The organism is Stenotrophomonas sp. YAU14A_MKIMI4_1, assembly GCF_003086855.1.
Taxonomy (GTDB): Bacteria; Pseudomonadota; Gammaproteobacteria; order Xanthomonadales; family Xanthomonadaceae; genus Stenotrophomonas.
In genome coordinates this window covers 2,132,991-2,148,224 of sequence record NZ_CP025998.1, presented here as the reverse complement: position 1 = coordinate 2,148,224, position 15,234 = coordinate 2,132,991, and the positions used below count along the sequence as shown (strand labels likewise).

Below are 15,234 nucleotides of genomic sequence, written 5' to 3'. Positions count from 1 at the left end.
GCTGGGTGGCCACGGCCACCCCGGCCACGAATTATTTCAACTGAAGCGGGTAGCGCTGCCACAGAACGTGGACCAGGAAGCCGGCCAGTTCGGTGTCGCGGGCGCTGACGGCCGCGCGGATCTTGTCCAGCAGCACCATGTCGCTGCACGAACGCACGTCGGCATGGTTGGCCTGCCCTGCCCTGCGTGCGCGGTAGCGCGCCGCCCGCTGTGCATCGCTCATGGCGTACCCGAACTTGGGCGGCCGGCCGCGTTTGCGCGGCAGGGTCAACTCCAGGGTTCCGGGGTCATTGTCATCACGCATGGCGGGTGCGATCGGCGGTAATTCAACAGGGGGTGCGCAATTTATCGTGAGGCATCACTTTAATCCAGCTTTTTCTGCGCTTTTGTTGCGTTGCAGCGGGCATGACCCCGCATCCACGCATGGCGTGGATCTACCGCCGCGCGCAACGCGCCGATGACGTGACGTGTCGACCATTCGTGCAACGCCCCGATGGGCACAGTAGATCCACGCCATGCGTGGATGGCACGCCCATCGCCCCATCCGCCCCCGCGCGCAACGCGCCGATGACGTGACGTGTCGACCATCCTTGCAATGCCACGATGGGCGCAGTAGATCCACGCCATGCGTGGATGGCACGCCCATCGCCCTATCCGCCGCCAACAAAAAGGGGAGCCCGCGAACGGACTCCCCTGCCTTGCCTGCTATGCGGCGCGCACCGGCTCATACCCGTGCAGGTGCGCCTCGCTGCTGGCCCGCCCCTGGCTGAGCGAGCGCAGCGCGGTGGTGTACCCCACCAGGTTGGCCAGCGGCGCAAAGCCACTCACCTCGGCGCGACCGTCCTGGTCGTCGATGCGGGCGATGCGGCCGTGGCGGCGATTCAGGTCGCCCACCACGTCGCCCACCGATGCCGACGGCGAATGCACCGTCACTTCCATTACCGGCTCCAGCACCTGGGTGCCGCTGCCAGCCAGTGCCGCCCGCACCGCTTCCAGCCCGGCGCGATGGAAGGCCAGTTCCGAGGAGTCCTTGGCATGGGTTTCGCCATCGACCAGAGTCACCTCGATACCCACCACGGGGTAACCCTGCGGGCCATCGGACAGCGCCGCACGCACACCCTTTTCCACCGCGGCGATGAAGCCACGCGGCACCACGCCACCGACGATGCGGTCGTTGAAGACCACCTCGCCATCTTCGCGCGGCGCAATGTCCAGCACCACGTGGGCAAATTGACCCTGCCCGCCGTTCTGCTTGGACACCCGGCCCACCACACCGGAAACGGCCTTGATGGGCGTTTCCTGGTAGGCCACGCGCGGCGATCCCACGCCCACGTCCACCTTCCATTCGCTGCGCAGGCGCTCGACCATCACCTCCAGGTGCAGCTCGCCCATGCCCCAGACCAGGGTTTCACCACTGTCGCGATCCGTTTCCACACGGAACGACGGGTCTTCCTGGGCCAGGCTGGCCAGGCCCTGCGCGATGCGGATCAGGTCCGCCGCCCGCGCCGGGCTCAACCGCCATGCCAGTACCGGTGCCTGCGCCTGGATGTTTTCCAGTTGCAGCGGCCGTGCCCGGCTGCTCAGCGTTTCACCGCTGACCGCATCTTTCCAGCCCAGCACCGCCACGATGTCGCCGGCCACGGCCTGTTCGATGTCGTGGGTCTGGTCGGCCTGTACCCGTACCAGGCGGCTGACGCGCCGCCCCTGCGGGTGCTGCGAACTGGCCACGGCATCGCCCACCTTCAAGGTGCCCGAGTACAGCCGCACGAAGCTGAGCGCACCGTGCTGCTGGTGGGTGATCTTGAACAGCAGGCCCGCCAGCGGACCGTCCGGGTCCGGCGGCAGCACGACGTCACCCTGCTCGCTCACGGCCGTAACCGCGGGGCGATCCAGTGGCGAAGGCAGGTAATCGACCACCGCGTCCAGCAGCGTCTCGATGCCCTTGTCCTTGAACGCCGCACCGGCCAGCACCGGCACCCCTGCACCGGCCAGGGTGGCCCGGCGCAGCGCAGCGCGCAGCAGCGCTGCATCGATGGCGCGGCCTTCCAGCCAGGCATCGGCCAGCGCGTCGTCGTGGTCGGCCACCGCCTCGATCAAGGCCTGGCGGTGCGCCTGCCACTGCGTGCGCGCGGCATCGTCCCACGCCGAAACGGTGGTGGTGCCATCATCGTGCCACTGCAGCACGCGCTCATCGACCAGGTCCACCCAGCCGTTGAAAGCACTTTCGCTGCCCAGCGGCACACCCAGCGCCCACGGCTGCGCCTGCAGCTTGTCCTGCATCTGCTCCAGCACGCGCCCGAAGTCGGCACCCACGCGGTCCATCTTGTTGACGAAGGCAATGGACGGCACGCCATGCCGACGCGCCTGGCGCCACACGGTTTCCGACTGCGGCTGTACGCCATCCACGGCCGAGAACACGGCCACGGCACCGTCGAGCACGCGCAGCGAACGCTCTACTTCAATGGCGAAGTCGATGTGGCCGGGGGTGTCGATCAGCGTGAGCCGGTGCGGCGGCAGATCGCGCGGCGCCCACTGCGCCTGCACGGCTGCGGCGCCGATGGTGATGCCGCGCTCGCGCTCGATGGCCGAAAAGTCGGTGGTCGCATTGCCGTCGTGCACTTCGCCGACGCGATGGATTTCGCCGCTTTTCCACAGCAGGCGTTCGGTCAACGTGGTCTTGCCAGCATCGATGTGGGCAATGATGCCCAGGTTGCGGCGGCGGGAAAGGGTCTGGGTGTTCATGAGATAGGTTCCTGCAAAGCCAACTTCAGGGGCCGCACACCCCGGTTGGCGACAGGGCATGCGGCTAGCGTTCGGTCTCGGCGGTCTGGTGCATGGCACGTTCTCCTTGGGTCGAACCGGCGGCGCCGGCGGCGTTGAAAATGAAATTGCGGAAACGAAAAGAGCGCCCCGAAGGGCGCTCTGTGGATGGTCCAACGATAGCCGTATCAACGGCTTCGTGGCACTCCAGGCAGATACGCCCGTTCCGCGCTTGCGCGGGTCAGGGTGAAAAACTTCAGGAGCGGCATCCGGTTCATGCAGCGCATTCTAGACCTGCCAATCTGGCGCGCAAGGGGCTATTGCACACGCCAATGGAACAATGAGGTGTAATGGGTTCAGAGCCTTTCGCTTTGCGAAAGGATCCGACCCCTGACCCAAGGGGTCAGATCCCTTGGCCACGCCAAGGGCTCTGACCCCAGCAACGGCCGGTCACTCGCAGCCGTTGATCCGCCGCGCGTCGCCCACGGTCGCCGCGTTGTCACCGGTCACCGATACCCAACCCTTCAGCGAGTACGCCGGATCGACCTCGCCACGGCGCGGGGTGGTATGGACGGTGACTTCGGTCCAGCTGCCCACGGCGCCCAGCTCGCTCAGACGTGCGTCCTGGTCTTCGTCAGTGCTGAAGCTATCGCCCGGCTTGGAGCGCTTGGCCGTATTCACCGTGGCGGTCTTCACCGCGCGCACCCGCAAAGCGCCATTGGGCATGCGCTGGCTGGTCACATCGTAGCGCTCGGTGCCGTACGCCCACGGGCGTTCGGCCTGGCGGCGCACTTCGCTGCCATCGTCGGCCACGGCAACCGAGCCATCCACCATCTCGGCAATGGCCGCATAGCTGGTGTAGCCGGCCATCATGGCCTGTGCGCCGATCATCTGTCGCTGCTCCAGCGGCAGTTCGCTGGCAGCAGGCTTCATGCCCGGCAGTTTCAGATACGCAGACTTCCTGCACAGCACCAGCACCTGCTGGTCGGCCCACGCCATCATCATTTCACCGCCCACGTAGTAGTGCGTGGTGAACAGATCCGGGGTGGCGCCCTTGCCCTTGGCGCTGCGCGTTTCGATCGAGGTGGCCTGGTCGGCCGCCTTGCTCAACGACACCGAGGTCGTGGCTGCATTGGCCGCACACGCCGAAGCAAACAGCGCAGCGACAAGTGCGGTACGTGCGAAGGGAACTTTCATGGGGGTCATTCCGTTGAAGAAAAACGAACCGCCAAGGATACGTCGCGGCGCGAACGGAAGCTTTGCTGCGTGGGGTCAGAGCCTTTCGCTGGGCGAAAGGATCTGACCTTGGGCATTCAGCCGTCAGCCGGCGGATCAAAGTCAAACCGATGTTCAACGAATCCGCCTTCATCCTTGCCGTCGCGCTGTGCGGGCACGTAGCACCAGTTCCACACGCTCTCTGCTGCAGCCGCATCCTGCGCGGCATCACCACTGGACTGGACCACTTCGACTGAACGCAGCATTCCTTCAGCATCCACCTGCATGCGCACAACGGCCGTTCCACCGGAGAACCGGTCGGGCGGATACTCGGGCGGATTCAGGAACGGAGAGAAGAACGAGATGGAAGGCTCAGACGATCGGGTCGCTTTGAAACTGCAGTCATCACGCCGATAGAAGCGCTTCTCGCGTGCCTGTACGATCCGCTTCACCGATGCCACGGCTATCTCCGCGCAGGCGTCGGCGTGCAGCGCAAGACGACTTCGGCAGACCGTATCAGCCGCGCGCTCAGGGGCGGAGTGCTGCACGCACCCTGCGGACGCCAGCATGCAGACCGTAATGGCAGTCACGTGAAGCAACTTCATGGTGGCAGGCCGGCGGAAGCGGGCTGCACAGGATTCCATCGGCCCAACGCGCCGGTCCATGCAACTTTTCCGAATTTCGACCCTGGGGCCGAGCTTGGGGTCAGAGCCTTTCGCGGGGCGAAAGGATCTGACCCCCGACAGTCAGGTCACTACTACCAGCGGCACGCCACGCTTGGGGTGCTGCAGCACCACTACGTCCTGCTGGTATACACGCTGCAGGTTGGCCTCGGTCAGCACGTGCGAGGGGGTGCCATCGGCGGCCACCCTGCCCTGTTCCAGCAGCACGATGCGGTCGGCGTAACCGGCGGCGAGGTTCAGATCGTGCAGCACCACGATCACGCACGCACCGGCTTCGGCGCAGGCGCGCACGCTGCGCAGGGTACGTTCCTGGTGGCGCAGGTCGAGCGCTGCGGTGGGTTCGTCCAGCAGCAACAGCGGCGTGTCCTGCGCCAGCACGCGGGCGAAGGTGGTGCGCGCCGATTCGCCGCCGGACAACTGCTGCACTTCGCGCAGGCGCAGTGCCTGCAGCTCGGCGGCATCGATGGAGGCTTCCACGCGCGCATCGTCCACGGCCGGATCGGGGGGGTGCGGCAGGCGCCCCATCGCCACCACTTCTTCCACGCTGAAGGCGAAGCGCACGCCGTGTTCCTGCGGCATCACCGCACGCTCGCGCGCCAGCGGCCCGGCCTTGTAGGCGTGCAGCGCACGCCCGTTCAACGCCACGTCGCCGACGTCGGCGCGCAGGTCGCCCGCAGCTACCGCCAGCAAGGTGGATTTGCCGGCACCATTGGGACCCACCAGGGCAGTGACCGTGCCCGGCGCGAAATCCAGGGTGATGCCATGCAGGATCTCGCGCTGCTGGCGGCGCACCACCACGTCGCGCAGGCTCAGCAAGGCGCTCATGCAGCCACCTTGCGGCGCTGCTGCAGCACCAGCCACAGGAAGAACGGCGCGCCCAGCGCGGCCGAGAACAGCCCCAACGGAATCTCCGCAGGCGGATCCAGCGTCCGCGCGGCGGTGTCGGCCACCACGATCAGCAGCGCGCCCAGCACGCCCGATACCGGCAGCAGCCAACGATGCCCCGGGCCCACCAGCAAGCGCGCCACGTGCGGCACCACCAGGCCCACGAAGCTGATCGAGCCGGCAAATGCCACCGCCGCGCCCACCAGCAATGCACTGAAGGCCACCAGACGGCGGCGCGTGCGCGCCACGTCCAGGCCCAGGTGCTGCGCCTGGCGCTCACCCAAGGCCAGCATGTCCAGCGGTGTGGCCAGGCGCAGCAGCGCGAACACGCCAATGGCAAACAGCGGCAGCACCGCTGCCACGTCCGACCAGTTGGCACGTGCCAGCGAGCCCATCTGCCAGAACACCAGCGACTGCAGCTCGCTTTCGCTGGCGATATAGGTCAGGAAGCCGATCAGCGCCGAACAGAACGCGGCCATCGCAATACCTACCAGCAGCAACGTGGCATTGCCGGTGCCCTTGCCCGGGCGTGCCAGCGCATAGGTCAACCCGATGGCCGCGGCGCCGCCCCCGAAGGCCGCCACCGGCACCAGCCAGCCGGCGGCACCGGCCGCGCCCAGCACGATGGCTGCCACTGCGCCCAGCGCCGCACCCTGGCTGACACCGACGATGCCAGGGTCTGCCAGCGGGTTGCCGAACAGGCCCTGCAGACTGGCGCCTGCCATGGCCAGCGCCGCACCCACCATCGCCCCCAACAGGGCGCGCGGAATACGCAGCTGCCAGACCACCGCCAGGTCACGGCTGCTGACCGCCTGCGGATCGACCAGCCCCAGCTTCACTCCCAGCGCCTGCAGCACCTCCAGCGGCGGCAGCCGCAGCGGGCCCACGGCGAACGACGCCAGCACTGCCCCCAGCAGTGCCAGCAACGCAACCAGCAACATCACCCGCCCGCGACGGCGGCGCCGATCCGCAGGGCTCATGCCGGCGGCAGCGCCGCAAAGGCCTTGGCCAGCGCCAGCGCGCCCGCACCCGAGCCCACGCTGGTGTACTTCAGCTGCACATCCGGCAGCACCCAGACCCGGTTGGCGGCGCCGGCCGGGGTCTGCTTCAGGGTCGGATAGGCCTTCCACAGCCCATCAGCACCGCCGAACTGCTGCAGGTCGTGCTCGGTCACCAGAATCACTTCCGGCGCCGCGGCAACCACACCCTCGTTGCTCAACTGCGAATAGTTCTTCACCCCGGCTTCGGTACCGATGTTCACGCCGCCAGCCAGCGCGATCAGCTGCGCCGAGGCGCTGTCAGCACCTGCGACGGTGGGCAGACCGCCGGCGCCGGTGGCCGACACGTGGATCACGCGCGGCGCATGGGCCAAGCCCTTGCCGATCCCGGCCGCCTCATCCAGCTGGCGCTGCACCTGGGTGGCCAGTGTCTGGCCGGCATCGGCAAGACCAATCGCCGCCGCGATCTTGCGCACCTTGTCCGGTGCCGGCTGCAGGTCGTCGACCACCACGGCCGGCTCGCCCACTTCGCGCAACTTCTTCGACAGCTCGGTGTGGCGGCGCAGGCTGTTGCCCAGGAACAGCGAGCCCTGCAGGCTCAGCACGCCTTCCACGCCCGTGGTGCGATTGAACAGGAACTGATGCGGCGCGGCCAGGCCGGCCTGGGTGGTGGTGTTGGTGGGCGCGGCAAACACCTGCCTGCCAGCGCCCAGCGCTTCCAGCACCGCAATCACGTCATCGCCGCCGGCAATGATCCGGCTGGCATCCTTCACTTCCACTTGCGCGCCGTCATCACTGGTTACCGTGGTCGGCAGTGCGGCCTTCTGCTCCTGCAGGGCCGGCACATCCACGCCGGCCACGCGCTGCCAGCCAGCCGGCAGTTCCGGCGCAGCGCCTGCCGAAGCCGCAGCAGACCCGGCGGCCGGCGCAGCGGCATCGGTCGCGCTCGGCGGCGCACTGCCACCGCAGGCGGCCAACGCCAGCGAAACGGCCAACGGGAGCGCACACAGGCGCAGATGGGAAGCGAAGTTCATGCGAATTCTCCTTGCTGGCCAGGCGAAGGCACTGCCCCCGCCCGGCACGGGGGTTACGGCTGGCGCAGGCTGATGCGGGTGATGCGGTCACCCTTGGGGTCTTCGGCGCCACGCGACTTGTTCACGGCAAACACATTGCCCTTGCCGTCGGCGCGCACGTGGTTGGGCAGCGTGCCGCCATCCAGGTTGCCGACGATGTTGCCATCACGGCTGACCGCGGTAACCGTACCGGCACCACGATTGGTGACGTAGGCCAGGCCGCTCTTGTCATCGAACGCGACGTTCAGCGCACCGGCGCCGACCGGCACGTCGTGCACGACCTTGCCGCTGGCCACATCGACGATCAGCAGGTTGTCGGTGCCCTGCGAGGCGACGTACAGACGGTTCTGCTGCGCATCGAAGGCCACGCCCGAAGCGCTGATCGAATTGCCCAGGTCGATCACCTTGTCCACCTTGCCGCTGGCCACGTCGATCACCGCCGCTTCCGGGGTGCCGATGCTGACGGTGAACAGCTTGCCGGCCTTTTCATCCAGCACCAGGCTCATCGGGGTGAATTTGCCTTCGTCCACGCCCGATTCCAGGGTGATCGATTCCAGCGGCTTCAGCGTCTTGGCGTCGAACACCGACAGGTGGTCTTCGCCCGTTGCCGAAGCGAATACCTTGCCGTGGGTGCCATCGACCACCACGTCGCGCGCATGCGGCACGGCATCGACCGGGAACTGGTGGACCAGCGACAGATCCTTCTGGCGGTAGACGGCCACCGTGTCCTGGCGGGTGTTGGTGACCCACACGTTGCCGTTGGTGTCATCCACACCCACGCCGTACACCGCGTAGACCGCGCCGTTGGTGCTGCCCGGCACCTGCGCCGGGGTGATCGCCTTGGTCACCTTCAGGCTCTTGGGGTCCAGCTTCAGCAGCTGCGACTGGGTAACCGGCGGGCGGCCAACGGCCGAGGTAACGAACACCGCGTTGCTGGCGGCGCTGTAGGCCGACTGGTACAGGCCCGGCACCAGCTTGTTGGACTGGGTGGCGAACTGCTGCTGGCCCGACAGCGGCAGCTGCGGCGAGATGCGCAGCTTCAGCACGGTGGCGGCCGCCGGCTGGCTGGCGCGCACCACCACCGGGTGGGTGCCCGGCACCGCATCGGCCGGGATGGCCAGCTGGGTCTTGAAGTTGCCATCGGCATCAACCACCACCGCCTGGCTGTTCAGCACGGTATCGCCGCGCACCAGGCTGATCTGCTGGCCGGGCACGAAGCCGCGGCCGGTGACATCGGCGGTGCTGCCCGGCACCACGTTCTCGCCACGCGAGACCACCTGGCCCTTGAAGGTCGCGTTGGCCGGCTGGTCGAACACCGGCTGCGCCGATGCGGTAACGGCCAGCAACAGGCCGGCGGCCAGGGAAGTAAGACGGAAGGAAGAACGGGACGACATGGAAGGCTCCTTGCACACGTAGGCCGCGCCGCGTGGCGCGGGATTCATCGGTTGCCTGGGCCGCTGCACATCGACAGCCAAGCCTGGGTAGTGGGGTCGCACGGATTGGCCGTGCGCGGTTGTCATTCGGTGGCGTTGGACGCGGCCGGCGCCTTGCCATCCGCTTCGCTGCGGTCGGCCACGCCGTACAGCTCATGCAGGGCGGCGTGGAACGAGGCTGGCAGCATCGGGCCATGGCCCAGCCCCGGGAACTCGCGGTACTGCACCTGCAGCGCCGGCACCTTGGCCAGGCGCGTGGACAGCTGCATGGCTGCATCCGGGGTGGCGCCGCCAATGCGGCGCAGGTGCGCGACCACGCGCGGGTTGTTCATATCACGCTTGCCGCGGTCACCCACGCGCTCGGCGCCGCCCAGCATCAACCAGACCTTGGCCGGCTGGCCGTGCACGTTCTGCACGAACTGCTGTTCCGGGTCGCCCAGCGCAGCGCCCTGCGCCCACCACAGCGACGGGCTGGCGGCCACAAAGTACTGGAAGGCTGCCGGGCGGGTGTACAGCGTGTTGAGCACGAACAGTCCACCCAGCGAGTGGCCCCACAGCGCCTGTTGCTGCGGGTCGATCTTCGCGCGGCGCTCGACCTCGGGCTTGATGCGGCGTTCGATCACATCCAGGAACGCGGCGGCGCCGCCCCCGGTGGCCTGGGTGGTACCGGCCTCATCGTCGGCGCGATCGATCCAGGCGGTGTAGTCTCGGGTGCGCGACGGCGAATCGATGCGCAGTTCATTGTCATAACCGATCATCACCAGCACCGGCGGTGCCTTGCGGGCGGCCAGCTCGGCCAGCAGCGGCTGGTCCAGCACCATGGCCACCGCATTGCCGTCCAGGGCGTACAGCACCGGCGCGGGGGTCTTGCCCGCCTTGGCCGGGATCGCCACGTTCACCCGCCAGCGGCGCTGCTGGTCCGGGCTGTCGATCACGAAACGTTCGAAGCGGTAGCTGGACGCGGGCTCGTCCAGCACGGTGCGGCCCATCAGCTGCTGCGGGTTGCGCTGCTGTGCATGGGCGTAGGGAGCGGCCATCAGGACCCCCATCATCAGGGCGGCCAGACAGCCGACGGAGCGTACGGAAAACATCATGGGTGACGGACGCGGCGGGCCGGGCCGCCTCTTCATCAAGGGACCGCAGTCTATCCTAGATGCGAATGCTTATCACCTAGATCAAACGTCACGCTGTGTATCACGCGCGCGCAGGAACCGCTGCCGAGGGAGAGAGCCCAGCAGCGTCTCCTGCGCCAACCTCACCTACGATCTCTTTTCATGAGACTCCCCCGTGTAAAGGTCACCCACCATCGAACGCGAACGGAAAGCAATCAAGTGTCAGAACCGAGCAATCAGGGCACCCCACCGACAGGGGTAGCCGCACTCGAGCATATTCTCGCGCATCTCAAACGCCACTTCCTGGTGATGACCAAGCTGCTTGGCTTGCCTGCGCTTGCATTTGGAGGCCTCCAGCTCTGGACGTATACGCGCGTAAATCAGATCCCGTATCCCCAATTCGGCGCAGGCCTTGAGGCGCTCGTCATTCTGATCGCTGGTTTCCTGCTGATTGTCGGCGGGCTTCTAGGGGCGCTCTACATTGCTCCCGCGCTCCTCGCTTCAATCGCAGACGAGCCGTCAGGTGGCCAAAGCGGGCTCCGCGTCTCGGATATGAAACTCGGCACGTTCCTCAAATGGGCCGCCCCGCCTGCAGTCGCTGGCTGGCTCGTACTGATCATTGTCAGCCATTACCCTCAGTCGAATGGCCTACTGCACGCATTCTGGCTGGTGCTGATCATTGCCACACTAACAACGTTCAAATCGATTCCAACCAGCGGCCCCCTTTTGAATCGAATTCTGGTATGCGCAGCCTACAGCTTCCTGAGCCTGGCTTGGCTGTGGATTGGCGCGATCCATCTTGTCTGGCACCGCAGCTACCTAAGCCTGCTCGAGCCCCTTCCTGAGGTTGTACAGTGGGGTGCCCTGTTGGCGATGACGATCGCGTACATCGTCATCGTTTACGCCCAGGTTCGACTCCAAGCTCGAGTGCGCAGATCCGGCATTGAAATCGTAACTGTCCTTGCTTTGATGATGATGATGGCCGGATCCATGCTCGCGATCGCCGAGCCGACCGTGATGTCGGCGCAGACATCCAAACTATTGATGAGTTTGAACCGGGGCGGCGGACAACACGTTGAGATCGTTCTCAGCGATGCGGTCGTTTCCATGCCCAGCCGAGGGTGCGCTCCGCACGGAAATGGTACTGTCCGCTGCAGCGCAAGACTACTGTTGGATTTCGGCAACGAAGTCACAATCAGACTCGAATCAACGCCACAGTCGTCCACACTGAACCGCTCTGACGTGCGCCAGATCATTCGCGATCCGCCAGCTCCGAAGCCATCGATTGAGCAGAGTGGCAGCAGTGACCAGCCGACTCCACAGAGCTGAACGCATCGTCCAGCTCCGCGTAGACCGAAGTCGGCGCCATCTCGCCAATGCAGCCTCGAAGTGTGACTCGACTCTGCAAGGGCACGAAACGCAGTCGAGCATGGCTCGACTCTACAGGCGCTTCGCGGCCCTGGCTGCTTCGCGCTCGGCGCGCAGCCGGTCAAGCTTTTCCTTCAGCTTGATTTCCAGCCCGCGCGGCACCGGGTTGTAGTACACCCGTTCGCCCAACGCATCAGGGAAGCCGGTCTGGTCCAGCGCGATGCCGCCCTCGGCATCGTGGTCGTACTGATACTCGGCGCCGTAACCCAGCTCCTTCATCAGCTTGGTCGGTGCGTTGCGCAGGTGCAGCGGCACTTCTTCGGTGCCGCTCTCGCGCACATCGGCCTTGGCCTGGTTGAAGGCCGCATAGCCGGCGTTCGATTTGGCGGTGCTGGCCAGGTACAGCACCAGCTGGGCGAAGGCGAGCTCGCCTTCCGGGCTGCCCAGCCGCTCATAGATGTCCCAGGCTTCCAGCGCCATGCTCTGCGCACGCGGGTCGGCCAGACCGATGTCCTCGATGGCCATGCGGGTCAGGCGCCGCGCAAGATAGGACGGATCGCAGCCGCCATCGAGCATGCGGGTCAGCCAGTACAGCGCGGCATCGGGGTTGGAGCTGCGTACCGACTTGTGCAGCGCCGAGATCTGGTCGTAGAACTGCTCGCCGCCCTTGTCGAAGCGGCGGGTGCGGTCGGCCAGCACCTGGGTCAGGGTCTGCGGGGTGATGCGACCGCCCTCCCCGCCCGCCAGCTCGGCGGCGATTTCCAGCAGGGTCAGCGCACGCCGCACGTCACCGTCGGCGGCCGTGGCGATTTCCAGCAGCAGTTCGGGGGCGACCTCGATGCGCTCCTCGCCCAAGCCGCGCTCGCGGTCCCCGAGTGCTCGTTCCAGCGCCTCGACAATATCCGTGGGCGACACCGCTTCCAGCACGTGCACGCGGCAGCGCGACAGCAGCGCCGAGTTCAGTTCGAACGAGGGATTTTCGGTGGTGGCGCCAACAAACAGGATGGTGCCGCGCTCGATGTGCAGCAGGAAGGCATCCTGCTGCGCCTTGTTGAAGCGGTGCACTTCGTCCACGAACAGCACGGTGCGGCGGCCTTCGGCGAAACGCTGCGCGGCCTCGGCCAGCACCTGGCGCACTTCGGGCAGGCCAGAAAGCACGGCAGAGATGGCGCGGAATTCGGCGTCGGAGTATTCGGCCAGCAGCAACGACAGCGTGGTCTTGCCACAGCCGGGCGGGCCCCACAGGATCATCGAATGCACGCGACCGGATTCGACCGCGCGGCGCAGCGCGCTTTCCGGCGCCAGCAGGCGCTTCTGCCCGACCATTTCGTCGAGGGTGCGCGGGCGCATGCGCTCGGCCAGCGGGCGCAGATGATCCCGATCAACACTCAGCAGATCGGGGCCGGGGAAGGAAGTGGAACGATGTCTTGGCACCGGGACATTGTACCGCGAGAGCGTGCCAACCAAGGTTGGCACCCACCAGAGCGGGAGGGTTGGCGCCTACCAGAGCGGCGGGCCCGTGCATTGGTAGCGCCGGGCCATGCCCGGCGGGCCAATTGTCGGAAATGGCCTGCCACCGGCGCAGCCGCGCCGACGATAAGTCACTGATTCAACAAGGCATCCCAGCCCGCAGCAGCCCACGGCGTATCCAGTTGCCGAAAATGCCGGGTTCAACCAGCCAGGACCTACGCGTGCGCGACCCAGAATCCAATGTGCTTGAATTCGTTGCCGGCTGCGCGGTCGATGCCGATATCTACTACCTGGCTGCGGCGATTGGCCCTGGGCACGAGTACTACGACCCGGATCCCGGCCCGCCGACCCGTATGTTCTTCTATCAACGGCAAACAGAGGAAAAGTGGTTCTACCACGACCTGCCGGACTTTCAGGTCATGTCCGTGCAGTTTGTACCCGAGAAGAACGGTCTGCCTCGTCGCGTGCTCGCGCTCGATTTCTATGGGCAGCTGGAAGACTACTCCCGCGTTGGCGCAACGACGGAGTACATCCCGCCCGAGGGCCCCGCGTTTTCGGGCGGCCTTACTACCCTTCGACGTGTAGGCGAAGATCTGGTCTGTTGCGGTGTGCACGGAATGATCTATCACCGCAGTGACTCTGGGTGGAAGCAACTTACTACTGACTTCCCCTCGCCCGAACGCAGTAGTTTCGAAGTCGATCTTGATGCGCTTGACTTCGATACTTGGCTTCTGCATTGCGGCCACATATTCGAACTTGACGGCACTGCCCCTCTACCCACTGACCCGGTCGAGCGCGAAGCCGAGCTGCGCCGGAAGTTCGACGAAACGCGGAGCCAGCTGGCCGATGCGCGCAAGGACGCTGAACGTAGCAAATGGCTCGCCAACCTTGACGTGCCCAGCGTGTACGACCTCTGTGGAACCGGCGTGACAGACCTCTACGCAATCGGCTGTGATGGCTTATTTGCACATTGGAATGGCTTGACCTGGACACTGCCCGAACAAGTCACCACGTCGGACCTGTTTCATGCCTGCAGAACTGACCAGGGCCGCCTCATCTTCGTGGGCAAAGAAGGCGCTATCGTTTCGGGAGACATCGCCACTGGGTTTGAGCTTGTGCAGCTCGACGTAAGCGAAGGGGTCCATTTCGGTTCCGCCTGCCAGTACGGGCAGCAGATCTATCTCGGCACGGACACTGACGGGCTGTACGTCTACAGCCTGGAGACCGGCGTAGTTGAGCCCTTGCTGGAAGGTATCCCGGACGAACTGAGAGATGCGACGATCATTGACATCAGCTCCGTCGGCAGCGTTCTGTGGGTGCTCACGCCTTGGGACCTGTTGCGATTTGATGGCAACCGCTGGGAGATCATCATTCATCCGGACAACGGATGAAGCAGCTCTAGGCGTGCCAACCAAGGTTGGCACCTACCAGAGCGGCGGTTTGGGCCATGGGTAGCGCCGGGCCATGCCCGGCGGATCGAGAGCGTGCCAACCAAGGTTGGCACCTACCAGAGCGGTTGCGGCATCAATTGCCGATGACGTCGGTGCCCTTCGGCGGGGTGAAGCTGAAGGTGCCGGCGGCGAAGCCGGGGTTGCGCTTCCAGCCGCTGAAGGTGATCACGGTGCGCTGGCCGACGGCATCGGTGATTTCCATCTTGGCCAGGCCCTGGGCGTTGAAGCCCAGTGCGGCGTACTGGAAGCTGGCTTCGGTATCGCGCTTGGGCGACAGCGACAGCCACTGCAGGCCGTCACGCTTGGCCGCTTCTTCGCTCAGGTCGTACTGCTGTTCCAGCAGCGCCGGGTTGATCAGTGCAGTCAGCGGGCTGTTCTGCTCTTCCTTGCCCTGCTCGCGCACGGTGGCCTGTTCCAGGTCCGGCTCGTACATCCAGACCTTCTTGCCGTCGGCCACGATCAGCTGTTCGTGCGGGCGCACGTATTCCCAGCGGAACAGTCGCGGCGCCGACAGCGCAACGCGGCCACTGGTCAATTCCTTCACCTTGCCGCGGCTGTCGAACACCTGCTGGCTGAACTGCCCATCCAGACCCTTCAGGCCACTGGTGAAGGCTTTCAGGTCATCGCGGGCGCCAGCCCAGGCGCTGCCAGCGGCGGCGCAGGCCACGGCCAGGGTGGTGGTGGCAAGGAAACGACGGAAGCGGATGTTCATGCGGGAATCCTGTGGGCGCGTGCGCCAGGAAAGTTGGGTGCCAGTGTGCCCGGGCAAAGATGAATGGGCGATCA

At 66.0% G+C, this 15,234-nt stretch carries 13 protein-coding genes; 2 read left to right on the top strand and 11 right to left on the bottom strand.

The window, feature by feature from the left end; genetic code table 11:
* Positions 1 to 31: 31 nt before the first annotated feature.
* The 9 genes from C1931_RS09850 to C1931_RS09810 all read right to left on the bottom strand — a co-directional run bounded on the left by C1931_RS09850 (position 32) and on the right by C1931_RS09810 (position 10,141).
* Positions 32 to 304 carry a hypothetical protein gene (locus tag C1931_RS09850; protein WP_079221882.1) on the bottom strand — a complete coding sequence of 91 codons (273 nt, stop codon included), beginning with the start codon at positions 302 to 304 and terminating at the stop codon, positions 32 to 34.
* Between the two features lie 401 nt (positions 305 to 705).
* Positions 706 to 2,742, bottom strand: coding sequence for an elongation factor G (fusA, locus tag C1931_RS09845; protein ID WP_108756169.1), 2,037 nt, complete (start codon positions 2,740 to 2,742; stop codon positions 706 to 708).
* Between the two features lie 468 nt (positions 2,743 to 3,210).
* Positions 3,211 to 3,957: a hypothetical protein gene (locus tag C1931_RS09840; RefSeq protein ID WP_108756168.1), complete on the bottom strand. Its 747-nt coding sequence runs from the start codon at positions 3,955 to 3,957 to the stop codon at positions 3,211 to 3,213.
* A 116-nt stretch (positions 3,958 to 4,073) separates the two neighbouring features.
* Positions 4,074 to 4,640, bottom strand: coding sequence for an energy transducer TonB (locus tag C1931_RS09835; protein WP_108756167.1), 567 nt, complete (start codon positions 4,638 to 4,640; stop codon positions 4,074 to 4,076).
* An 81-nt stretch (positions 4,641 to 4,721) separates the two neighbouring features.
* Positions 4,722 to 5,483, bottom strand: coding sequence for a heme ABC transporter ATP-binding protein (locus C1931_RS09830; protein WP_108756166.1), 762 nt, complete (start codon positions 5,481 to 5,483; stop codon positions 4,722 to 4,724).
* On the bottom strand, positions 5,480 to 6,523 hold the full coding sequence (locus C1931_RS09825) for an iron ABC transporter permease (RefSeq protein ID WP_108756165.1): 1,044 nt from the start codon (positions 6,521 to 6,523) through the stop codon (positions 5,480 to 5,482). The genes C1931_RS09830 and C1931_RS09825 overlap by 4 nt, the downstream gene beginning before the upstream one ends.
* The gene (locus C1931_RS09820; protein WP_108756164.1) at positions 6,520 to 7,575 is read right to left on the bottom strand and encodes an ABC transporter substrate-binding protein; all 1,056 of its coding nucleotides are present in this window, start codon (positions 7,573 to 7,575) and stop codon (positions 6,520 to 6,522) included. The genes C1931_RS09825 and C1931_RS09820 overlap by 4 nt, the downstream gene beginning before the upstream one ends.
* A gap of 53 nt (positions 7,576 to 7,628) precedes the next feature.
* Complete coding sequence (locus C1931_RS09815) at positions 7,629 to 9,008, bottom strand: YncE family protein (protein ID WP_108757720.1); 1,380 nt, start codon at positions 9,006 to 9,008, stop codon at positions 7,629 to 7,631.
* Positions 9,009 to 9,130: 122 nt separating this feature from the next.
* On the bottom strand, positions 9,131 to 10,141 hold the full coding sequence (locus tag C1931_RS09810) for an alpha/beta hydrolase-fold protein (protein WP_108756163.1): 1,011 nt from the start codon (positions 10,139 to 10,141) through the stop codon (positions 9,131 to 9,133).
* A 237-nt stretch (positions 10,142 to 10,378) separates the two neighbouring features.
* Between C1931_RS09810 and C1931_RS09805 the strand changes: the two genes are divergently transcribed.
* Positions 10,379 to 11,488 carry a hypothetical protein gene (locus tag C1931_RS09805; RefSeq protein ID WP_159095465.1) on the top strand — a complete coding sequence of 370 codons (1,110 nt, stop codon included), beginning with the start codon at positions 10,379 to 10,381 and terminating at the stop codon, positions 11,486 to 11,488.
* Positions 11,489 to 11,599: 111 nt separating this feature from the next.
* Here C1931_RS09805 and C1931_RS09800 read toward each other — a convergent pair whose 3' ends face one another.
* Positions 11,600 to 12,877, bottom strand: coding sequence for a replication-associated recombination protein A (locus C1931_RS09800; RefSeq protein WP_234412896.1), 1,278 nt, complete (start codon positions 12,875 to 12,877; stop codon positions 11,600 to 11,602).
* A 341-nt stretch (positions 12,878 to 13,218) separates the two neighbouring features.
* On the opposite strand from C1931_RS09800, the gene C1931_RS09795 reads away from it, so the two are divergent.
* A complete protein-coding gene (locus C1931_RS09795; RefSeq protein WP_108757719.1) occupies positions 13,219 to 14,388 on the top strand; it encodes a hypothetical protein in 1,170 nt (389 codons plus the stop codon).
* 133 nt (positions 14,389 to 14,521) lie between these two features.
* Here C1931_RS09795 and lolA read toward each other — a convergent pair whose 3' ends face one another.
* The gene (lolA, locus tag C1931_RS09790; protein WP_108756160.1) at positions 14,522 to 15,160 is read right to left on the bottom strand and encodes an outer membrane lipoprotein chaperone LolA; all 639 of its coding nucleotides are present in this window, start codon (positions 15,158 to 15,160) and stop codon (positions 14,522 to 14,524) included.
* Positions 15,161 to 15,234 lie beyond the last annotated feature (74 nt).